The 20,084-nt window shown below is 70.6% G+C and carries 20 protein-coding genes and 1 tRNA gene; 13 read left to right on the plus strand and 8 right to left on the minus strand.

Annotation, left to right across the window (positions count from 1 at the left end):
• Positions 1-4: 4 nt before the first annotated feature.
• Positions 5-2,293 (plus strand): RelA/SpoT family protein, encoded by a 2,289-nt coding sequence (locus ACQBJO_RS07900; RefSeq protein ID WP_421008461.1) that lies wholly within the window; start codon positions 5-7, stop codon positions 2,291-2,293.
• Positions 2,294-2,555: 262 nt separating this feature from the next.
• Here ACQBJO_RS07900 and ACQBJO_RS07905 read toward each other — a convergent pair whose 3' ends face one another.
• Positions 2,556-3,929 carry a DUF349 domain-containing protein gene (locus tag ACQBJO_RS07905; protein ID WP_421008460.1) on the minus strand — a complete coding sequence of 458 codons (1,374 nt, stop codon included), beginning with the start codon at positions 3,927-3,929 and terminating at the stop codon, positions 2,556-2,558.
• A 56-nt stretch (positions 3,930-3,985) separates the two neighbouring features.
• Here ACQBJO_RS07905 and ACQBJO_RS07910 point away from each other — a divergent pair, with 56 nt between their 5' ends.
• Positions 3,986-4,687, plus strand: coding sequence for an MBL fold metallo-hydrolase (locus ACQBJO_RS07910; protein WP_421008459.1), 702 nt, complete (start codon positions 3,986-3,988; stop codon positions 4,685-4,687).
• Positions 4,687-6,063, plus strand: coding sequence for a histidine--tRNA ligase (gene hisS / locus ACQBJO_RS07915; RefSeq protein WP_421008458.1), 1,377 nt, complete (start codon positions 4,687-4,689; stop codon positions 6,061-6,063). The genes ACQBJO_RS07910 and hisS overlap by 1 nt, the downstream gene beginning before the upstream one ends.
• 10 nt (positions 6,064-6,073) lie before the next feature.
• Here hisS and ACQBJO_RS07920 read toward each other — a convergent pair whose 3' ends face one another.
• Entirely contained in the window at positions 6,074-6,751 is a 678-nt protein-coding gene (locus tag ACQBJO_RS07920) for a helix-turn-helix domain-containing protein (RefSeq protein ID WP_421008457.1), read from the minus strand.
• A gap of 392 nt (positions 6,752-7,143) precedes the next feature.
• The gene (locus ACQBJO_RS07925; RefSeq protein ID WP_421008456.1) at positions 7,144-7,779 is read right to left on the minus strand and encodes a hypothetical protein; all 636 of its coding nucleotides are present in this window, start codon (positions 7,777-7,779) and stop codon (positions 7,144-7,146) included.
• Positions 7,780-7,883: 104 nt separating this feature from the next.
• Here ACQBJO_RS07925 and ACQBJO_RS07930 point away from each other — a divergent pair, with 104 nt between their 5' ends.
• The 9 genes from ACQBJO_RS07930 (at position 7,884) to ACQBJO_RS07970 (ending at position 15,877) form a co-directional block, all read left to right on the plus strand.
• On the plus strand, positions 7,884-8,795 hold the full coding sequence (locus tag ACQBJO_RS07930) for a site-specific tyrosine recombinase XerD (protein ID WP_421008626.1): 912 nt from the start codon (positions 7,884-7,886) through the stop codon (positions 8,793-8,795).
• A 62-nt stretch (positions 8,796-8,857) separates the two neighbouring features.
• Entirely contained in the window at positions 8,858-9,745 is an 888-nt protein-coding gene (locus ACQBJO_RS07935) for a ParA family protein (protein WP_255186217.1), read from the plus strand.
• The gene (locus tag ACQBJO_RS07940) at positions 9,742-10,656 is read left to right on the plus strand and encodes a segregation and condensation protein A (protein WP_421008624.1); all 915 of its coding nucleotides are present in this window, start codon (positions 9,742-9,744) and stop codon (positions 10,654-10,656) included. The genes ACQBJO_RS07935 and ACQBJO_RS07940 overlap by 4 nt, the downstream gene beginning before the upstream one ends.
• Entirely contained in the window at positions 10,649-11,335 is a 687-nt protein-coding gene (scpB, locus tag ACQBJO_RS07945) for an SMC-Scp complex subunit ScpB (RefSeq protein ID WP_421008455.1), read from the plus strand. Before ACQBJO_RS07940 ends, scpB begins: the two co-directional genes overlap by 8 nt.
• Positions 11,335-12,246, plus strand: a complete 912-nt coding sequence (locus ACQBJO_RS07950; protein ID WP_421008454.1) for a pseudouridine synthase — start codon at positions 11,335-11,337, stop codon at positions 12,244-12,246. The genes scpB and ACQBJO_RS07950 overlap by 1 nt, the downstream gene beginning before the upstream one ends.
• A complete protein-coding gene (locus ACQBJO_RS07955; protein WP_421008453.1) occupies positions 12,243-13,367 on the plus strand; it encodes a prephenate dehydrogenase in 1,125 nt (374 codons plus the stop codon). Before ACQBJO_RS07950 ends, ACQBJO_RS07955 begins: the two co-directional genes overlap by 4 nt.
• 22 nt (positions 13,368-13,389) lie before the next feature.
• Positions 13,390-14,088 carry a (d)CMP kinase gene (cmk, locus tag ACQBJO_RS07960; protein ID WP_421008452.1) on the plus strand — a complete coding sequence of 233 codons (699 nt, stop codon included), beginning with the start codon at positions 13,390-13,392 and terminating at the stop codon, positions 14,086-14,088.
• Between the two features lie 74 nt (positions 14,089-14,162).
• Positions 14,163-15,644, plus strand: coding sequence for a ribosome biogenesis GTPase Der (gene der / locus ACQBJO_RS07965; RefSeq protein WP_421008623.1), 1,482 nt, complete (start codon positions 14,163-14,165; stop codon positions 15,642-15,644).
• 159 nt (positions 15,645-15,803) lie between these two features.
• Positions 15,804-15,877, plus strand: a tRNA-Pro gene (locus ACQBJO_RS07970).
• A gap of 234 nt (positions 15,878-16,111) precedes the next feature.
• On the opposite strand, the gene ACQBJO_RS07975 is transcribed toward ACQBJO_RS07970, so the two are convergent.
• Positions 16,112-17,065 (minus strand): site-specific integrase, encoded by a 954-nt coding sequence (locus ACQBJO_RS07975; protein WP_421008451.1) that lies wholly within the window; start codon positions 17,063-17,065, stop codon positions 16,112-16,114.
• A 4-nt stretch (positions 17,066-17,069) separates the two neighbouring features.
• Here ACQBJO_RS07975 and ACQBJO_RS07980 point away from each other — a divergent pair, with 4 nt between their 5' ends.
• Positions 17,070-18,317 carry an IS256 family transposase gene (locus tag ACQBJO_RS07980; protein WP_421008218.1) on the plus strand — a complete coding sequence of 416 codons (1,248 nt, stop codon included), beginning with the start codon at positions 17,070-17,072 and terminating at the stop codon, positions 18,315-18,317.
• Positions 18,318-18,349: 32 nt separating this feature from the next.
• On the opposite strand, the gene ACQBJO_RS07985 is transcribed toward ACQBJO_RS07980, so the two are convergent.
• The 4 genes from ACQBJO_RS07985 to ACQBJO_RS08000 are packed head-to-tail and all read right to left on the minus strand — an operon-like array spanning position 18,350 to position 20,028.
• Entirely contained in the window at positions 18,350-18,730 is a 381-nt protein-coding gene (locus tag ACQBJO_RS07985; RefSeq protein WP_421009157.1) for a hypothetical protein, read from the minus strand.
• A complete protein-coding gene (locus ACQBJO_RS07990) occupies positions 18,723-19,016 on the minus strand; it encodes a helix-turn-helix domain-containing protein (protein WP_421009158.1) in 294 nt (97 codons plus the stop codon). Before ACQBJO_RS07990 ends, ACQBJO_RS07985 begins: the two co-directional genes overlap by 8 nt.
• The gene (locus ACQBJO_RS07995; RefSeq protein WP_421009159.1) at positions 18,925-19,521 is read right to left on the minus strand and encodes a hypothetical protein; all 597 of its coding nucleotides are present in this window, start codon (positions 19,519-19,521) and stop codon (positions 18,925-18,927) included. Before ACQBJO_RS07995 ends, ACQBJO_RS07990 begins: the two co-directional genes overlap by 92 nt.
• Before the next feature lie 12 nt (positions 19,522-19,533).
• Positions 19,534-20,028: a single-stranded DNA-binding protein gene (locus ACQBJO_RS08000; protein WP_421009160.1), complete on the minus strand. Its 495-nt coding sequence runs from the start codon at positions 20,026-20,028 to the stop codon at positions 19,534-19,536.
• Positions 20,029-20,084: the final 56 nt, after the last annotated feature.

A 20,084-nucleotide genomic window follows, 5' to 3' on the forward strand; every position in this document is an offset into this window, starting at 1 on the left:
CTCCATGAGCGAGCGCAACGCCGGCAGCAGCGGATTTTCTCCGCGGTCGCTCGCGCGCGCCTCGCTGGCTCGTATCGGCGGCGGACGAACCGCGACTCCGGGAGTCCTCGACCCGCTGCTGCAGATCGTGCGGCAGGGCCACCCCAAGGCCGACACCTCGATCATCGAGCGCGCCTACGTCGTCGCCGAGAAGGCGCATCGCGGGCAGGTCCGCAAGAGCGGCGACCCCTACATCACGCACCCGCTCGCGGTGACGACGATCCTCGCCGAGCTCGGCATGACGCCGGTGACCCTCGCCGCGGCGCTGCTCCACGACACGGTCGAGGACACCGACTACGGCCTCGACGACCTCGAGGAGGAGTTCGGCGCCGAGGTGGCCAAGCTCGTCGACGGGGTGACCAAGCTCGACAAGGTCACCTACGGCGACAATGCCCAGGCCGAGACAGTCCGCAAGATGATCGTCGCGATGGCGCGCGACATCCGGGTGCTCGTCATCAAGCTCGCCGACCGTCTGCACAATGCCCGCACCTGGCGCTACGTCTCCGCCGCCTCGGCCCAGCGCAAGGCGCAGGAGACGCTGGAGATCTACGCTCCGCTCGCGCACCGGCTGGGCATGAACACCATCAAGTGGGAGCTCGAGGACCTCGCCTTCGCGACGCTCTACCCGAAGGTCTACGAGGAGATCGTGCGCCTCGTCGCCGAGCGGGCGCCGGCGCGCGAGGAGTACCTCACCACGGTCAAGGCCCAGGTCGTCACCGACCTGCGTGAGGCGCGGATCAAGGCGACGGTCACCGGGCGGCCGAAGCACTACTACTCCGTCTACCAGAAGATGATTGTCGGCGGCCGCGAGTTCGGGGAGATCTACGACCTCGTCGCGGTCCGGGTCCTCGTCGACACCGTGCGCGACTGCTACGCGGCGCTCGGCGCCCTGCACGCCCGGTGGAACCCGCTGCCCGGTCGCTTCAAGGACTACATCTCGCTGCCGAAGTTCAACATGTACCAGTCCCTGCACACGACGGTCATCGGACCGCAGGGCAAGCCGGTCGAGATCCAGATCCGCACCCACCAGATGCACCGTCGCGCCGAGTACGGCGTCGCCGCGCACTGGAAGTACAAGGACCAGGGCAGCCCGGACGGGGGCCGCGTCGACGACGGCCAGGTGGGGGAGATGGCGTGGCTGCGCCAGCTGCTCGACTGGCAGAAGGAGACCTCGGACCCGAGCGAGTTCCTCGACTCGCTGCGCTACGAGATCAACACCCAGGAGGTCTACGCCTTCACCCCGAAGGGGCAGGTCATCGCCCTGCCCGCCGGGTCGACGGCCGTCGACTTCGCGTATGCGGTCCACACCGAGGTGGGGCACCGGTGCATCGGTGCCCGGGTCAACGGCCGTCTCGTGCCGCTGGACTCACCTCTCGAGAACGGTGACGCCGTCGAGATCCTCACCTCGAAGGCCGAGGGCGCCGGTCCGTCGCGCGACTGGCTGACCTTCGTGCGCTCGGCGCGCGCCCGCAACAAGATCAAGCACTGGTTCACCAAGGAACGCCGCGAGGAGATGGTCGACGCCGGCAAGGAGGCGATCGCCAAGGTCGTGCGCAAGCAGAACCTCCCGCTGCACCGCATCGTCACCGTCGAGAGCCTCACCGCCGTCGCGAGCGAGCTGCGGCGCCAGGACGTCGACGGCCTCTACGCCGCGGTCGGGGAGGGGCACGTCTCCGCGCAGCACGTCGTCTCGCGACTCATCGCCGCGGCCGGTGGCGAGGACGGCGCGACCGAGGACCTCGCCGAGGCCACCCTGCCCGGGCCCGTCGGGCGTCCGCGCAGCAGCGGCGACCCCGGGGTGGTCGTCCGCGGTGTCGACGACCTGTGGGTCAAGCTCGCGAAGTGCTGCACGCCGGTCCCCGGTGACGAGATCATGGGCTTCATCACTCGCGGCAACGGCGTCTCCGTGCACCGCGTCGACTGCCCCAACGCCTCGTCGCTGAAGAAGGAGGCCGAGCGGCTCATCGACGTCGAGTGGGCCCCGAGCAGCACGAGCCTCTTCCTCGTGCAGGTGCAGGTCGAGGCGCTCGACCGGGCCGGCTTGCTCTCCGACGTCACGCGCGTGCTCTCCGAAAGCGGGGTCAACATCCTCTCGGCCGCCGTGCAGACCTCACGCGATCGCGTCGCCGTCCTGCGGTTCACCTTCGAGATGGGCGACGTCGCGCACCTGAGTCACGTCATGGACCAGGTCAAGCGGATCGAGTCGGTCTTCGACTGCTTCCGGATCACGGGCGGCACCAGCAAGAAGGGGTGAGCTTCGCCCTGCGGAGCCTGCGGACCGCTCCCGGTGAGGAGGGGTGGCGCGCTGCCGAAGTCCTTCGTCGTCGTGTGGTCACGTCGTCGTTCTCGACTTCGGCTTGATGCTGCGCCACCCCTCCTCACCGTCCGCTGTGCTGCCGGCCGCCGTGAGACACGCGTCCAGTGCTGCTGCGCCGGATCTCCCGTCCGGGAGCGGGAGCGGACCCTTCGAGACGCTGCGGGCGCGGGCGGCCCTGCTCCTCAGGGACCGCGCGGGGTCAGCCGCCGAACTCGTCGAGCCCCTTGCGGGCCTGGTCGAGCCACGCCTGCTGGGCGTCGAGCTGCTCGCGCAGCTTCGTCGCGCGGGAGGTGTCACCCTTCGCCTCGGCTGCCTCGACGTCGGCCTGCAGCTCGGCGACCTTCGACTCCAGCTGGGTGACCATCGAGGAGGCGCGGGCCGACAGCTCCGGGTTGGAGGAGGCCCACTTCTTGTCCTCGGCCTCGCGCACGGTCTGCTCGACACGGCGCATGCCCTTCTCCATCCGGTCGATGTCGGCGCGCGGGACCTTGCCCGCAGCCTCCCACCGCTCCTGGATGCCGCGCAGCGCGGCCTTGGTGCGCTCGAGGTCCTTGACCGGCAGCAGGGCCTCCGCCTCGGCGAGCAGGCCCTCCTTGACCTCGAGGTTGCCCTGGTGCGCCTCGTCCTCCTTGGCGGCCTCGGCGTCCTTGGCGTTGAAGAAGGTGTCCTGGGCGCTGCGGAAGCGCTCCCACAGGCGGTCGTCGTCGGCGCGGCCGGCGCGACCGGCGCGACGCCACTGGTCCATGAGGCGCTTGTAGGCGCCGGCCGTGGCATTCCAGTCGGTGGAGGTCGACAGGCGCTCGGCCTCGACGACGAGGTCCTCCTTGATCCCCTTCGCCTCGCCGCGGGACTGCTCGAGGTGGGCGAAGTGCGAGCGTCGTGCCTTGTCGAAGCCGTTGCGCGCCTTGGAGAAGCGCTGCCACAGCGCGCTCTCGACGTCCTTGTCCAGCCGGACCTTGCCGCGCTGGTGGGCCTTCCACTCGTCGAGCAGGGCGCGCATCCGCGCGGTCGACTGCTTCCACTGGACCTTCTCGACCGGCTGGGCGGCGATCTGCTCGGCCTCGGCGACGATCTTCTCGCGCTCGGCGCCGGCGACCTTCTTGGCCTCGGCGCGCTCGGCGGACTCGGTCTGACGCTTTGCGGTCAGGCCCTCCTCGAGCTCGCCGATGAGGGTGGCGAGGGCGGGCAGGTCGCCCACGACGTTGGGCTGCTCGGCGTGCTCGCGCAGGGACTTCAGGCCGTCGGCGATCTCCTTGGCCGAGACGTCGTGGGAGTCGAGGCGCTGCCGCAGCAGGGTCGCCGAGGCGAAGAGCTCGTCGTACTTGCGCGCGAAGTACTGCAGCGCCTCCTCGGGCGTGGCGCCCGGGTAGGAGCCCACCTCACGCTCGCCGTCGCCCTCGCGCACGTAGACCTTGCCCTCCTCGTCGGCGCGGCCGAAGGCGGCTGACGCGGAGTGGTCGTCGGTGACCGCAGGCACCTCGGGGGCCGGGGTCACGGAGGGGCGGGGGGCCATGCGGGCCAGGGCCGCAGGCGAGGGCGCAGCGGGGCGCGGGGCGTTGGTGTCGTCACTCACAGGCCCGAGGTTACCCATTCCCGCGGCTCGTGCGTGGGCGCACGTAGGGTTGGGACGTGCTCACCGTGTCCTTCCCGGCCCAGGCGTTCGGGACCAACTGCTATGTGCTCGCCGATGCCCCCGGCGAGGAGTGCATCATCGTCGACCCCGGGATCGGCATCGAGGAGACGCTGCGGGAGGTGCTCGCCACGCACCGGCTCAAGCCGGCAGCGGTGCTGCTCACCCACGGTCACGTCGACCACGTCTTCTCCGTGACGCCCGTCTGCGGGGGCGAGCTCGCCGCCTACATCCACACCGACGACCGTTATCGCCTCGAGGACCCGCTGTCCGGCTCCTCGCTCGGACCTGCCCTGAGCGGCATGCTCGAGCAGCAGTTCGGCAAGCAGGTCACCTGGCGCGAGCCGGAGCGGGTCGTCGAGATCCGGGACAGCGAGACGGTGACCGTGGCCGGGCTCGAGCTCGAGGTCGCCCACGCACCCGGCCACACCGAGGGCTCGGTCGTCTTCGGCATGCGCCGGGTCCCCGATGGGATTCCGGACGAGGCCCAGGTCGACCGCACCCTGATCACGGGTGACGTGCTCTTCGCCGGGTCCATCGGCCGCACCGACCTCCCGGGCGGGTCGCACGAGGCGATGCAGGACTCCCTTCGTCGCGTCGTCCATCCGCGGCCCGACTCGAGCCTCGTCCTGCCCGGCCACGGACCGGCGACGACGCTCGGCCGTGAGAAGGCGACCAACCCGTACCTGCAAGGACTGTGATGACTGACCGCACCACCCCCCGCCCGACGAAGGTCACGCCCCTGTCGGGCTTCCCCGAGTACCTGCCCGAGCAGCGGGTCGTCGAGCAGCACTTCATCGACGTCATCCGCTCGACCTTCGAGCTGCACGGCTTCCCCTCCATCGAGACCCGCGCCGTCGAGCCGGTCGAGCGCCTGCTGGGCAAGGGGGGCGATGCCGACAAGGAGATCTACGGCATCCACCGCCTCGCCGAGGACGAAGGGGGTCCCGCCGCCGGTGGTCGTGAGGGCGAGCTCGGTCTGCACTTCGACCTGACCGTGCCCTTCGCCCGCTACGTGGTCGAAAACGCCGGCAAGCTCAACTTCCCCTTCCGCCGTCACCAGATCCAGAAGGTCTGGCGCGGCGAGCGCCCCCAGGAGGGTCGCTACCGCGAGTTCACCCAGTGCGACATCGACGTCGTCGACGCCGGCGAGCTCGCGCCGCACTTCGAGGCCGAGATGCCGCTCGTCATGGCGGAGATCTTCGCCAAGCTGCCGATCCCGCAGATGGTCATCCAGGTCAACAACCGCAAGATCCCCGAGGGCTTCTACCGGGGTCTGGGCATCGAGGACGTCGCGGGCACCCTGCGCATCGTCGACAAGCTCGACAAGATCGGGCCGGACAAGGTGGCCGCCCTGCTCGTCGAGGCCGGGCGCACGCCCGAGCAGGCGCGAGCCTGCCTGGCCCTAGCGGAGATCCGCACCGAGGACACCTCCTTCGTCGAGCGGGTCCGGGAGCTCGGCGTCGAGCACCCGGTCCTCGACGAAGGGTTGGCCGCCCTGGCCGCCGTCATCGAGACGGGCGCGGCCGCTGCACCCGGGGCGATGGTCGCCGACCTGCGCATCGCCCGCGGGCTCGACTACTACACCGGCACGGTCTACGAGACCCAGCTCGTCGGCTACGAGTCGTGGGGCTCCTTCTGCTCCGGCGGTCGCTACGACGAGCTGGCGAGCGACGGACGGACCACCTATCCCGGGGTCGGCATCTCGATCGGTCTCTCGCGGCTGCTCGGTCTGCTCCTCGGCAAGGGCCTCGTCGGGGCCAGCCGCAAGTCGCCGTCGGCGGTACTCGTGGCCGTCACGGACGAAGGGAGCCGCCCCCGCTCCGTCGCCGTCGCCACCGCGCTGCGGGCGCGGGGCATCCCGTGCGAGGTCGCGCCCGCTGCGGCGAAGTTCGGCAAGCAGATCCGCTTCGCGGAGCGGCGTGGCATCCCCTTCGTGTGGTTCCCCGGAGCGGGGGAGGACGACGGGGACCAGGTCAAGGACATCCGCTCCGGCGAGCAGGTCGACGCGCAGGCGTCGGTGTGGGAGTGCCCGGAGGAGGACCTGCGGCCTCAGGTCATCGCGCTCGAGGGCTGAGCGGCGCCTGTCACGCGGCTGAGCCGCGGGGCCGTCGCCAGGTCCACGCCCGCCCCTTGACGGAGGAGTCCTCGCGCAGCTCGTTCGCCGGGTGCCAGGTGACCTGCGCGTCGGGTGGCGGGCGCCGGTGGCGGGCATCGCGCGCCAGCAGGTCCTCGGCACCCCACCAGGTACTCGGTGGCTCTGCCGCCGCGAGATCTGGTGGGCGGGCGACGGGCAGCGCCGGCGCGACGGGGTCGGGCGGCTCGGGATCCGGCGGCCACGGACCGGGCTTGGTCGGGTCCACCGGCAGCAGGGCCAGGCGGTAGCCGATGTGACGCAGGAGGCTGTCGACCTTGTCGACGGACTGCACGCCGGCATCGCTCTCCAACCTGCCCAAGGAGGCGCGGCTCCACCCGACCTCGGCGGCCAGGTCGCGTTGGGTCAGGTGGTGCAAGCGACGGTGGAGCCGGGACAGGAGCCCGATCCGATCGGCGAGCCCCAGGTCGGCCCGGGCGGCCTCCAGCTCGCTCGCCTTGCTGGGGTGGGCGTATCCCCGAGGTGGGGGAGCAGGAACCTGGTCCTCGTCAACCAACCGGGGCCAGTAGAGGCAGTCGAGGCAGTCGTCGCAATCACCCGGTGCCGTGCAGACCGTGCACTCCATCGGGCAGGTGGTCTCGGGTTCGTGCGGATCGTGTGTGCTCGTCATGATCCGATCCTTCGCCGTCCGCGTCGGGCTCGGGAGAGACACGACGAACCTGTGGATGGCAGCCCCTGCCACGCCCCGTCTGTGGACGACGGTCACGGGCGACGTTGCTCCGTACGACGGGCCGGGTGGGGGCCCGCGGGGCAGTGCCCACCTGCCCCGTTCGCTACGCCGCTGCTCCGTACGACGGGTATCGCTACGCAGGACCGTGCTCGCCGTACGGCGCAGCGCGGCCGTGCTCGTCGTACGGCGCAGCGCGGCCGTGCTCGTCGTACGGAGCAATGGCGAATACCGGGATGGCCCCCGTCGCTTGGCGGCTGGGCAGGTCCGGCTCGTCGTACGGAGCAACGGCGTATGGGCCCGCGGTCCTCCCCGGTCGTCCGCTGAGCGGGTGGTCAGCGCCCGGAGCCGGGGGAGTCGCGAGAGCCCGCGGGCGGGCGCAGGCCGCAGTCGGCGAGCTCGAGCAGCGCGAGGCTGCGGATCACCTCGCTGTCGCCGCGCCGCCAGGCGCCGGCCGGGTCGGAGCTGATCCGGGAGAGCGCCGGGAGCGGCTGGTTGGCCATGGCCCGCAGCGCGAAGAGGTCGAGGTCGTCCACGTCGTCGACGAGCGCCTGGGCCGCGGTGGCCCGCCGCACGAAGCGCCACCGCTGGGACAGCCACAGCGCGCCGACGATGAAGATCGGCGTGAGCGCGGTGACCCAGCCGAGCACGTCCGCCAATTTCTCGCAGGCATCGACGAGATCGCGACCAGCGTCCTCGATCGACGTCCCCGCGCCCGCGGCGTCGCGGAAGGGATCGGCGACCCGGTCGTCGAGGATCGGCAGGTCGTCGACGCCGTCGCCCGCCGACTCCAGCCGTTCGCGGAAGCCGCTGCCGGCCGACTCGAGGCGCCGCCCCGGAGCGGCCAGCTGCAGCGTCGAGTCGTGGACGGCCAGCCCGATCCTCGCCCAGACCACGACCCAGGCGAGGAGGAAGAGGTCAGCGACGATCTGTCGGGTTCGACGCGCGGGCAGATCCGCGTAGAGCTTCATGCAGGCCATTACACTCCCGATCCGTGGCCCTGCCACCCGTGGGCACAATGGCGTGCCCGCGGCACATCCCTCCACGGAAGGCTGGACCGGTGAGCACGACCCCCATGGAGCGGGCCGTGCGGACCTGGCTGACCCAGCTGGACGTCGAGCGCGGCGTCTCCGCCCACACCCTCGCGGCCTACACCCGCGACGCTCGGCGTTACGTCGACCACCTCGCGACGCACGGCGTCACCGACCCCGCCGACGTCACGGAACTCCACGTCTCGGGTTTCCTCGCCTCCCTTCGCTCCGGTGATGGCGACCACCCGCCGCTGGCCGCCAGCTCGGCCGCTCGCACGCTCGTCGCGGTGCGGGGCCTGCACAAGTTCCTCGCGCTCGAGGGCGAGACCACGCACAACCCGGCCCAGGACGTGGCGCCGCCGGCACCCCCTTCGCGCCTGCCCAAGGCCATCGGCCGCGACGAGGTGGTCCGCCTCATCGACGCCGCCGGCGTCGGCGACGGCCCGGTACCGCTGCGCGACCGGGCCCTGCTCGAGCTCCTCTACGGCACCGGTGCCCGCATCTCCGAGGCCGTCGGCCTCGACCTCGACGACCTCGACCTCGACATCGGCGCTGCGCGGCTGCTCGGCAAGGGCGGCAAGGAGCGGGTCGTCCCGCTCGGCTCCTATGCCGTCGACGCCGTGCGCGCCTGGCTGGTGCGGGCCCGTCCCGAGCTGTCGGCGAAGGGGAGGGCCGGGCCGGCGCTCTTCCTCAACCGACGCGGGGCGCGGCTGTCCCGGCAGAGCGCCTGGGAGGTCATCACGACGGCCGCCGGCCGGGCCGACCTCGCCGGCCACGTCTCGCCGCACACGCTGCGCCACTCCTTCGCGACCCACTTGCTCGAGGGCGGGGCCGACGTGCGCGTGGTCCAGGAGCTGCTCGGGCACGCGTCCGTGACGACCACGCAGATCTACACGATGGTGACCGTCGACCAGCTGCGCGAGGTCTACGCACAGAGCCACCCCCGTGCCCGCTGATAGTGTCGTCGCTGATCAGCGAGAGGCTGACCGACCGCCAGACCCGATGGAGTGATCCGCCTGTGGCATCCGAGGTGACGCCGCCGCTCGACTTCGAGCACGACTTGGCCCAGCCGGGTCCGACCGGCCGACCCCTGCCCTCCTTCCCCGAGCCGCCGCCCCTGGCGTCGCACGGCCCGGCGCGCATCATCGCGATGTGCAACCAGAAGGGCGGCGTCGGCAAGACGACGACCACGATCAACCTCGGCGCGGCCCTGGCCGAGGCCGGGCGCCGGGTCCTGCTCGTCGACTTCGACCCGCAGGGTGCCCTCTCCGTCGGCCTCGGCGTGCCGACCCACACCCTCGACCTGACGATCTACGACCTGCTGGTCACCCGCGGCCACGAGATCACCGAGATCATCCAGCACACCGCCGTCGAGGGGCTCGACGTCGCCCCGGCCAACATCGACCTGTCGGCCGCCGAGGTCCAGCTCGTCGGCGAGGTCGCCCGCGAGCAGATCCTCTCGCGCGTGCTGCGCCCCGTCGTCGACGACTACGACGTCGTGCTCATCGACTGCCAGCCCTCGCTCGGCCTGCTCACCGTCAACGCACTCACCGCGGCGCACGGCGTGATCATCCCGCTCGAGACCGAGTACTTCGCCATGCGCGGTGTCGCGCTGCTCGTCGAGACGATCGACAAGATCACCGACCGGCTCAACCCCGGCCTGACGATCGACGGCATCCTCGCGACGATGTTCGACGGACGCACCCTGCACAGCCGCGAGGTCGTCGGGTCGGTCGTCGAGCACTTCGGCGACAAGGTCTTCCACACGGTCATCTCCCGCACGGTGAAGTTCCCCGACGCCACGCTCGCCGCGGAGCCGATCACCACTTACGCCACCGGCCACTCGGGCGCCAACGCCTACCGTCAGCTGGCCCGCGAGCTCATCTCGCGCGGCGGCGCCCCCTGACGTCCGTGGAGGCCCCCGAGGTCGCTGTCCCGGGCGGCGTCATCACCAAGCGGGGCGCCGAGCAGGCCTTCACCGTCCACCTCGACAACTTCGAAGGTCCCTTCGACCTGCTGCTCGGCCTGATCAGCAAGCACCAGCTCGACATCACCGAGATCGCGCTCGCCAAGGTCACCGACGAGTTCATGGCCCACCTGCGGGCGCTCCAGGCGAGCGAGCCCTCGTGGGACCTCGGCCAGACGAGCGAGTTCCTGCTCGTCGCCGCCACGCTGCTCGACATCAAGGCCGCCCGCCTGCTGCCGAGCACCGGTGATGGCGACGAGGAGGACCTCGAGCTCATCGAGGCGCGTGACCTGCTCTTCGCGCGGCTGCTGCAGTACCGCGCCTTCAAGGACGTGGCGCGCTTCCTCGGCGAGACGATGGCCGCGACCGGTCGGATGACCGCCCGCCAGGCCGGCCTCGAGCCGCACCTGGCCAAGCTGCTGCCCGAGCTGGTCATCAGCGTCACGCCCGAGCAGCTGGCGATGGTCGCTGCCCGCGCCCTGACGCCCAAGGAGCCCGAGACCGTCGGGCTGGCCCACCTGCACGCGCCCGCGGTGAGCGTGCGCGAGCAGGCGGTCGTCGTCGTCGACCGCCTGCGCCGCGACGGCACGACGTCCTTCCGGTCGCTCGTGCGCGACGCGGACTCGACGCTCGTCGTCGTCGCGCGCTTCCTCGCGCTGCTCGAGCTCTTCCGCGACAAGCAGGTCGTCTTCGAGCAGCCCGAGGCGCTCGGCGAGCTCGAGGTGAGCTGGACGGGCAGCGAGGAGGGCACCGTGGACGTCGGTGCCGAGTTCGACGAAGGGGAGGCCCCGCCCCCTTCGCCCGAGCAGGACGAGCAGGACGAGCGGGTCGTGGAGGAGAGCGATGACTGAACCAGACGCCCCGGTCCCGGAGGCGGTGCCGGAGGCGGCCGCGGAGGCCCTCGAGCCCGAGAGCCTCGAGCCCGAAGGCGTCGAGCCCGAGGGCGACGACGTGCAGGTGGCCTTCGACGTCGGTGAGCTGCCGGGCGGCGCCCGGGCGGCCATCGAGGCCGTGCTCATGGTCGTCGAGGAGCCGGTCACCGACCACGCGCTCGCCTCCGCGCTCGAGCTGCCGGTCGAGGAGATCCGCGACCACCTCGCCGACCTCGAGCGGCAGTACACCGACGGCTCGCACGGCTTCACCGTGCGCAACGTCGGCGGCGGCTGGCGCTTCTACAGCCACCACGCCTACGCGCCCGTCGTCGAGCGATTCGTCCTCGACGGCCAGCAGTCGCGCCTGACCGCGGCCTCGCTCGAGACCCTCGCCGTCGTCGCCTATCGTCAGCCGATCTCCCGCGCGCGCATCTCCGCCGTGCGCGGGGTCAACGTCGACGGCGTTGTGCGAACCCTCCTCACCCGTGGCCTGATCATCGAGGTGACCAAGGACGAGGAGTCGGGTGCGACGCTGTACGGGACGACGCCCTACTTCCTCGAGCGCATGGGCCTGAACTCCCTCGACGACCTGCCGCCCATCGCCCCCTACCTGCCCGACGCATCCGTGCTCGACGAACTCGTGAACGAGGCCCGCTGATGACCCCACCCCGCAACCGCCGCCCCGGAGGACCCCAGGGAGCCCCGCGCGGCACCGGACCGAAGAAGCCGCCGCGCCCCGGCCGCCGACCCCAGCCCGACCGGGGGACCACCGGTCGCAGCCGAACCGGCCAGCCGGACCTCGCGCCCCCGCCGCCCACCGGCCCGACGATCGACGTCCACAACCCCGAGGGCACCCGCCTGCAGAAGGTGCTGGCCGCCGCAGGCGTCGGCTCCCGCCGCGCCTGCGAGCTGCTCATCGCCGAGGGCCGCGTCGAGGTCGACGGCCAGGTCGTCACCGAGCTCGGGGTGCGCGTCGACCCCCTTCGCCAGACCGTCCACGTCGACGGCGAGCGGATCCAGCTCGACGAGTCGCGGGTCTACCTCGCCTTCAACAAGCCCGCCGGCGTCGTCACGACGATGTCCGACGAGCTCGGCCGGCTCAACATCGGCGACTACGTCGCCGGCCGTCCGGAGCGGCTCTTCCACGTCGGCCGCCTCGATGCCGACACCGAGGGCCTGCTCATCCTCACCAACGACGGCGACCTCGCCCACCGCCTGCAGCACCCCGCGCACGGCGTGCTCAAGACCTACATCGCCGAGATCCCCGGTCCGGTGCCCAAGGACCTCGGCAAGACGCTGCGCGCCGGCGTCGAGCTCGACGACGGGCCGGTCCAGGTCGACTCCTTCCGCATCGTCGACTCCAAGCCGGGCAAGGCGATCGTCGAGGTGATCCTCCACGAGGGGCGCAAGCACATCGTGCGTCGTCTCCTCGAGCATGTCGGTCACCCGGTCATCTCGCTCGTGCGCACCCAGGTCGGACCGATCACCCTCGGCTCGACGAAGTCCGGCCGCTGGCGCCCGCTCAGCCAGCGCGAGATCAGCGACCTCTACAAGGCTGCGGGGCTGTGACCGCCTCCACCGAGGCGAAGGGAGCGGCATCCGCCCTGCCCCCGGTGCACGTCATCGGGACCGGCCTCATCGGCGCGAGCATCGGGCTGGCGCTCACCGCCGCCGGTGCCGACGTCACGCTCGAGGACCAGTCGGAGACCTCGGTCTCGCTCGCCCGTGACCTCGGGGCAGGACGGATCAGCAAGGACGCTGCTCCCGGGGTCGTCGTCGTGGCCGCGCCGCCGGACGTCACGCCTCGACTCGTCGTCGCCGCCCTGCAGCGATGGCCCGAGGCCGTCGTCACCGACGTCGCGTCCGTCAAGCAGGTGATCCTCGCCGACCTCGTGCGCGCCGGGGTCGCCATCGAGCGCTATGTCGGCAGCCACCCGATGGCCGGCCGCGAGCGGTCGGGCGCGATCAGTGCCCGGGCCGACCTCTTCGAGGGGCGGGCGTGGGTGCTCTGCCCGCACGAAGGGAGCGACCCGACCGCCACGCAGGTCGTCGCCCAGCTCGCGCAGGCCACGGGTGCCGCGGTCACGACCCTCAGCCCCGCCGACCACGACGCCGCCGTGGCCGCCGTCTCCCACGCTCCGCAGGTCGCCGCCTCGCTCGTCGCGGCCCGGCTGGAGCACCTGAGCGAGCAGGCCGTGGGCCTGGCCGGCCAGGGCGTGCGTGACGTCACCCGGATCGCCGCGAGCGACCCCGGCCTGTGGACCCAGATCCTCTCCGGCAACGCCGGAGCCGTCGCGCAGGTGCTGCGCGCGATGTCGCACGACCTCGTCGGGATCGTCGAGGCCCTCGAGGCCCTGTCGACCGACCCGCACGTCGCGGACGCCCCCGGGGCCCGTGCGGTGCTCGCCCGCAGCATCGCCGACGGCAATGCCGGCCACGCACGCATCCCCGGCAAGCACGGTGCACCGCCCGCGGCCTACGCCGTGGTGCGGGTCGTCGTCGACGACCGGCCCGGTGAGGTGGCTCGGCTGCTCACCGAGATCGGCGAGGAGGGGGTCAACATGGAGGACCTGCGCCTCGATCACGGCCTCGGACTGCCCTTCGGCGTGGCGGAGATCTCCGTGCTCCCGGCCGCTGCCGGACCGCTCACCGAGGCCCTGCAGACCCGCGGGTGGCAGATCCACTCCTGAGCGGCGACTAGGCTGACCCCTCGTGACCAGCCAGCCCGCCCCCTTCGTCATCGGCATCGACGGACCCTCGGGATCCGGCAAGTCCAGCGTCTCGCGCGCCGTCGCCACCCGGCTCGGCGCCGGCTACCTCGACACCGGTGCGATGTACCGCGCCCTGACCTGGTGGTGCCGACACACCGAGGTCGACCTCGGGGACGCCGACGCGATCATCACGGCCGCGCTCGGTCTGCCGCTCGAGATCGGCGACGACCCGCAGGCGCCGACGGTCGCCGTTGACGGCACCGACGTCGCCGCGGCGATCCGCACCAGCGAGATCAGCTCGCTCGTCTCGACCGTCGCGACCGTGCCCGAGGTGCGCGTCGAGATGCAGCGCCGCCAGCGCGCGCTCATCGACGACATCGCCGCGCGCCACGGCGCGTGCGTCGCCGAGGGGCGCGACGTCACGACGGTCATCGCGCCCGACGCCCAGGTGCGCATCCTGCTCACCGCGAGCGAGGAGGCCCGGCTGCGGCGCCGCTCGCTCGAGGTGCACGGCGCCACCGACGACGCGGCCATCGCCGCGACCCGCGACCAGGTCGTGCGGCGCGACCGCGACGACTCGACCGTCTCGCAGTTCACCGAGGCCGCGGAGGGTGTGACCGTCGTCGACACCTCCGATCTCGACTTCGAGGGCTCGGTCGCCGCGGTGATGGACGTCGTCGCTGCCGCGCGAGCGAGCTGACACCCCCTTCGACATCGGCGGCCCCGGCCGCCCACGGCTGCGACAATGGCCGTCACCACCGACTGACCAGGAGCATCGTGGACACCACCGAACCCACCGCACCCCACGGGGACGACGAGAGCGCCGAGGGCGTCGAGCGGGTGCTGCGTGCCGGGCTCGAGGACTTCGAGCTCACGGCCGAGGACCGCGCGATCATCGACGGCTTCCAGCCGGACGAGGAGGAGCACGCCGCCGGGCCGCTGCCCGTCGTCGCCATCGTCGGCCGGCCCAACGTCGGCAAGTCGACCTTCGTCAACCGCGTGCTGCGGCGCCGCGAGGCGGTCGTCGAGGACACGCCGGGCGTCACCCGTGACCGGGTCGCCTACGACGCCGAGTGGTCCGGCCGGCGCTTCACGCTGCTCGACACGGGCGGCTGGGAGATCGGCGCCGAGGGCATTCACCTGCGCGTCGCCGAGCAGGCCGAGGTCGCCATCGAGATGGCCGACGTCGTCGTCTTCGTCGTCGACGCGATCGTGGGCGCGACGGACGACGACGAGGCGGTCGTGCGCCTGCTGCGCAAATCCGGCAAGCCGGTCGTCCTCGTCGCCAACAAGGTCGACGACCAGCGCTTCGAGGCCGATGCGGCCGCGCTGTGGAACCTCGGCCTCGGCGAGCCGCTGCCCGTCTCCGCCCTGCACGGGCGGGGGAGTGGCGACGCCCTCGACGCCGTCCTCGACGTCATGCCGGAGGTCTCCGCCTCCGCCAAGGCACTGCCCGAAGGGGGTCCGCGTCGCGTGGCCCTCATCGGCCGGCCCAATGTCGGCAAGTCGAGTCTGCTCAACAAGCTCGCGGGGGAGGAGCGGGTCGTCGTCGACGACTTCGCCGGGACCACGCGTGACCCCGTCGACGAGATCATCGAGCTCGGCGGGCGTCCGTGGCGCTTCGTCGACACCGCCGGCATCCGGCGGCGGGTGCACCAGACCAAGGGCGCCGACTTCTACGCCTCGCTGCGCACCCAGGCGGCGCTCGAGAAGGCAGAGGTCGCCGTCGTGCTCATCGACACGCACGAGTCGATCACCGAGCAGGACCTGCGGATCATCAGCCAGGTCGTCGAGGCCGGGCGCGCGCTCGTCATCGCCTACAACAAGTGGGACATGCTCGACGAGGAGCGGCGCTTCTACCTCGAGCGGGAGATCGAGCGCGAGCTCGTGCAGACGCAGTGGGCGCCGCGAGTCAACATGTCGGCGCTCACCGGTCGCCACGTCGACCGGCTGACGCCGGCTCTCGACACGGCTCTCGACTCGTGGGACACCCGTGTGCCGACCTCGCGGCTCAATGCCGTGCTCGGCGAGATCGCCTCGGCGCACCCGCACCCGGTGCGCTCGGGCAAGCAGCCGCGGATCCTCTTCGCGACCCAGGCCTCGACCCGTCCGCCGCGCTTCGTCATCTTCGCCTCGGGCTTCATCGAGGCCGGCTACCGACGCTTCCTCGAGCGCCGTCTGCGCGAGGAGTTCGGCTTCGAGGGCACGCCCATCGAGATCTCCGTGCGGGTACGCGAGAAGCGTCGTCGGCGCTGATCCGAGACCCGCGGACCTCGATTCGGTGAGTGCCGGGGACGTGGGATATGGTGACGTTCGCTCCTGAGGGAGCAGCCACGGGCTGTGGCGCAGCTTGGTAGCGCACTTGACTGGGGGTCAGGTGAGTTAGAGCGGCGGGACTGTCCGAAAACTAAACAACGGGATGTGGCGCAGCTTGGTAGCGCACTTGACTGGGGGTCAAGGGGTCGCAGGTTCAAATCCTGTCATCCCGACAAAAAGCCCTGGTGAGAGGCAACTTTCACCAGGGCTTCGTCGTATCTGAACGTGGTCACTGGCTGGTCCACTTCCCTCATCCGCCCGTCCCGCTCGTTCGCGGATTGGTCCACTTCCGTTCGGTCTCGTCGGCTGCGGAGTGCACCAAAAGGTGACCATGAGGTGCACCAAAACGCGGGCATGACGGTGCTCCGGCCCCCTCTGGGAGGGTCGGAGCATGGGTTCTGAAGTGGTCACAAGCGGGGTCCGTCGCGGCGGCTAGCGTCCTTCCTCTGAGGTGTCCTGGAAAGGAACTGATTAGCCTGTCTCGCGGCTTCGGCGAGGTGTCGATGGTCGGGGTGGAGATACCCCTTGGTCGTCTCGATCGACTGATGCCCAAGGATCTCCTGGAGCACATGCAAAGCGATACCGGCGTCGGCCATCCACGTCGCCCCCGTATGCCGGAGACCGTGCCGGGTGAGGTCCGGCAACCCGAGGCCTGCGACGAGGTCATCCCAGTGCGTCGCATCCCGCACCGTCGCAGTCGTGAGCACCCCACCCCGTGGCCCACGCAGGAGCGGAGCTTCGGGCAACTTGTCTTGGGTGAGGCGTTCGAGGATCGGTTCGAGCGCATCGAGCATCGGCACCGGCCGGTCTCTACGGCCCTTGGTCTTCTTCACGACGAGGCCGCCCTTGCCGGGGTAATGCTGGCGTCTGATCCACACGATGTGGTTCTCCCAGTCAACATCACCGACTTGGAGGCCGGCGACTTCCGAACCACGGGCAGCCAGGAGGCTGGCGAGCATGACGTGATCGGAATACGCCTGATGTACCTTCCCGCAGGCTTTCGCGAGCTTCCGTAGCGTCGCGAGATCCGGCAGTGCGTGTTGACGGAGTGCTCCGGTGGTGTGGGTGACGTTGTTGCCGAGGTTGCGCCGAGCACGATGCTTGGCGGGGTTGATGGAGATGACGTCATCACGCACGGCCTCATCCAGTACCCGGACGAGTGGGGCGATGGAGTTCTTGATCGTGGACGCGGAGTGTTCGGCTTCCCAGGCGTCGATGGTGCGGTCGATCATCCCGGCGGTGAGTTGAGTCCCCGATAGTGGTGTAGCGCGGTTGCCGAGTTCATCACCGTGATGGACATAGGCGCGGCCACCGCGTGATCCTTCGAGCGAACGTCTCACAGCACTCTCGAACGGAGTCATCACGATGACCGCACCACACATTGTCGACCCTGCAGGCCTCCTGGGTGAAGCCCTGTCCGAAGCATCACCGGACATGATGCGATCGCTGCTGCAGACCATGATCAACGCCCTGTTGTCCGCGGACGCCGATGCGGTGATCGGCGCGGAGTACGGCCGGCCCACCCCAGGTCGGTCGGCGCAGCGCAACGGCTACCGCCACCGCGACCTCGACACTCGCGTCGGCACCGTCGACGTCGCCGTCCCGAAGCTGCGCACCGGCAGTTACTTCCCCGAATGGCTCCTCGAACGCCGCAAACGCGCGGAGTCCGCGTTGATCACTGTCGTGGCCGACTGCTACCTCGCCGGCGTGTCCACCCGCCGCATGGACAAGCTCGTCAAGACCTTGGGGATCGACTCCCTGAGCAAGTCCCAAGTCAGTCGCATGGCCGCTGACCTCGACCAGATCGTCGACGAGTTCCGCCACCGCCCCTTGGCCGAGGCAGGACCGTTCACGTTCGTCGCCGCGGACGCGCTCACGATGAAGGTCCGCGAGGGCGGACGCGTGATCAACGCCGTCGCGCTGGTCGCGGTCGGCGTCAACGGCGATGGCCACCGCGAAGTCCTCGGACTGCGCGTGGCGACCTCGGAAACCGGAGCGGCGTGGAACGAGTTCTTCGCCGACCTCACTGCACGCGGCCTGACCGGCGTCCGGCTCGTGACCAGCGACGCCCACAAGGGCTTGGTCGAGGCCATCGCGGCGAACCTGCCCGGCGCGGCCTGGCAACGCTGCCGCACCCACTACAGCGCGAACCTCATGAGCGTCACACCCAAGTCGATGTGGCCGGCCGTGAAAGCGATGTTGCACTCGGTGTACGACCAGCCCGACAAGGACGCCGTGCAGGCGCAGTTCGACCGGCTGCTGGACTACGTCGACGGCAAGCTTCCCGACGTCCACGAACACCTCGACGCCGCCCGAGCGGACATCCTGGCCTTCACCGCTTTCCCCAAAGACGTGTGGACCCAGATCTGGTCGAACAACCCCGCCGAACGCCTCAACCGCGAAATCCGACGCCGCACCGACTCCGTTGGAATCTTCCCCAACCGCGCCGCGATCGTGCGCCTGGTCGGAGCCGTCCTGGCCGAACAAACCGACGAATGGGCCGAAGGACGGCGCTACCTCGGCCTCGACGTCCTCGCCAGATGCCGCGTCAACATCGTGCCCGCCCTCGACCCCGAGATCGGAGGCGACAACCTGCCCGCATTGACCGCCTGAACCACCAGAAGGAACACGCAGGCGCTACACCACTACCCGGGGCTTGACCCGGCGGTGATCTTCGCAACCCGCACATGCCCGAGCGCGGGCAGCACCCGGAGCCGGAACCCGGTCTCGTACAGCTCGGCAGTGGAGGTCGGGTCCAGGCCCCGCTGCCACCGGTCCCCGATCGAGGCGGCGTAGTCGGCGAGGGTGACGGTCGGGTCGTTGCCGGTCTCGGTCGCTGCCCGCATCTGATCGAAGAACTCCTCCACCTCCTCCTGCGAATGGACGTGGGCGACGCGGCCGACACGCTTGTGAGTGGACGGGTCGGTCCAGCGGACGCGGGCCCGGAACCCGTCGACGCGGCGTTCGACATCGGTGGTGAGCTTCACCCCGACCGGCGGCATCCGCCGATTCCGCGGATCAGCCACGATCCCGACCCTGTTCCTGCTCGGTGACCCAGGCGCGCACCGTGGCCGGGTTGTAACGGGAGACACCACCGACCCGAAGGAACGGCGGCCCAATCCTCTCTCTGCGCCAGCGCGAGAGCGTGGCCTGGGAGACGTTCAAGAACTCGGCCACATCCCGCGCACACCACAGGGCCTCAACGGGGGTGATGCCGTGCTCAAGCGCTGTTGGGGCGTTCATCGTCGAGACTCGCGTAGAAGGCGTCCTCGGCCGCCTGGCGCTGGGCGATGTCAGCGGCAACGAACGCATCGAAGTCCGCCGCCCGATCCAGGATCACGACATCCTCCACCGGCGGTGCAGGCTTCTCGCCCGGCCAGACGGTCTGCCGAGTGGGACGGTCGCGATCCAGCCGGGTGACGGAGCCTGCGACCCAGTCGCGGAGCCGCTGCTTGGCATCGACGAAGTCCCGGTGCCAACCGATAGGCGCGGAACCGTTCTGATCAGGGTCGTAGGCGCACAGCCAGTGCAGATGCAGCGCGGACAGTTCCCACACCAGTTCGGGGTGCCGGTGCCAGAACGGCGGAATGACGTTCGCGGACAGGCCGTAGGTGTGACGGAGCCAGTTCACCCACCGATCCAGTTCCAGCCATTCCGCCCCTGCCTCGTCGGCGGTCAGCAGGTTCCAGTTCACCGGATGCGGCGGCCCAGGAATCGAATCGGGATCAGACAGCGCCGGCTTCGTGCCAGGTTTCTCGTCCTGGAGTGCGGGTTCGGGCTCGTCGATCTCCGGGATATCCGTGGCGATGGTGCTCATGGTGGCGTCTCCTCAGAGTCGGGGCGCGGGCGGCGTCGGCGCGCTGCTGCGATTCGGTACCTGGAACTCCGGCGCTGGCTGGGCTGGGGTCTCCCGTGCCGGTGCTTCCTGAGTCGGGGCGTTCTGGTCGAGCTGTTGGGTTGGGGTGCGGGGTGTGCGGTCGACGTCGTAGCGGGTGCGGGCGGTGTCGTGTCCGATCTTCTTCGCGACGAACTGCTCGGCCTGGATCTGCTCACCATCGCGGGTGGTCTCGTACTCGCGGACGTAGCCCTCGGCGACGAAGCTGTCGCCCTTCTTGAACCGCTCGTGCGCCCGCTCTGCACTCGCCCGGAACAACACGAGATCGTGGAAGGTCGAGTCGAGCTGAGTGAAGGTGCCGTCGGGGTTGCGGTCGAAGTGCTCTTGGCCGAACCTCGCGTAGAACCGGGCCTGGTTCTGGTCGTTGTAGCTGAGCTGCGGGTCCGAGGCGATGAACCCCGAGATCGACTGCTGCGTGTGAATGTCCATCGAAATGCTCCTTGACGATCACGCGACCCCACTTGTCAGGGGTCATCCGTGAAAGT

Source organism: Janibacter zhangyanbonis (assembly GCF_050507325.1).
Classification (GTDB): Bacteria; Actinomycetota; Actinomycetes; order Actinomycetales; family Dermatophilaceae; genus Janibacter.

Coding starts and splice junctions, on each gene's coding strand:
- ACQBJO_RS07900 (WP_421008461.1), top strand. CDS start 5: ATGAGCGAGCGCAACGCCGGCAGCAGCGGATTTTCTCCGCGGTCGCTC.
- hisS (WP_421008458.1), top strand. CDS start 4,687: ATGACTGACCGCACCACCCCCCGCCCGACGAAGGTCACGCCCCTGTCG.
- ACQBJO_RS07920 (WP_421008457.1), bottom strand. CDS start 6,751: ATGACGAGCACACACGATCCGCACGAACCCGAGACCACCTGCCCGATG.
- ACQBJO_RS07925 (WP_421008456.1), bottom strand. CDS start 7,779: ATGAAGCTCTACGCGGATCTGCCCGCGCGTCGAACCCGACAGATCGTC.
- ACQBJO_RS07930 (WP_421008626.1), top strand. CDS start 7,884: ATGGAGCGGGCCGTGCGGACCTGGCTGACCCAGCTGGACGTCGAGCGC.
- scpB (WP_421008455.1), top strand. CDS start 10,649: ATGACTGAACCAGACGCCCCGGTCCCGGAGGCGGTGCCGGAGGCGGCC.
- ACQBJO_RS07950 (WP_421008454.1), top strand. CDS start 11,335: ATGACCCCACCCCGCAACCGCCGCCCCGGAGGACCCCAGGGAGCCCCG.
- ACQBJO_RS07975 (WP_421008451.1), bottom strand. CDS start 17,065: ATGACTCCGTTCGAGAGTGCTGTGAGACGTTCGCTCGAAGGATCACGC.
- ACQBJO_RS07980 (WP_421008218.1), top strand. CDS start 17,070: ATGACCGCACCACACATTGTCGACCCTGCAGGCCTCCTGGGTGAAGCC.
- ACQBJO_RS07990 (WP_421009158.1), bottom strand. CDS start 19,016: ATGCGTTCGTTGCCGCTGACATCGCCCAGCGCCAGGCGGCCGAGGACG.
- ACQBJO_RS07995 (WP_421009159.1), bottom strand. CDS start 19,521: ATGAGCACCATCGCCACGGATATCCCGGAGATCGACGAGCCCGAACCC.
- ACQBJO_RS08000 (WP_421009160.1), bottom strand. CDS start 20,028: ATGGACATTCACACGCAGCAGTCGATCTCGGGGTTCATCGCCTCGGAC.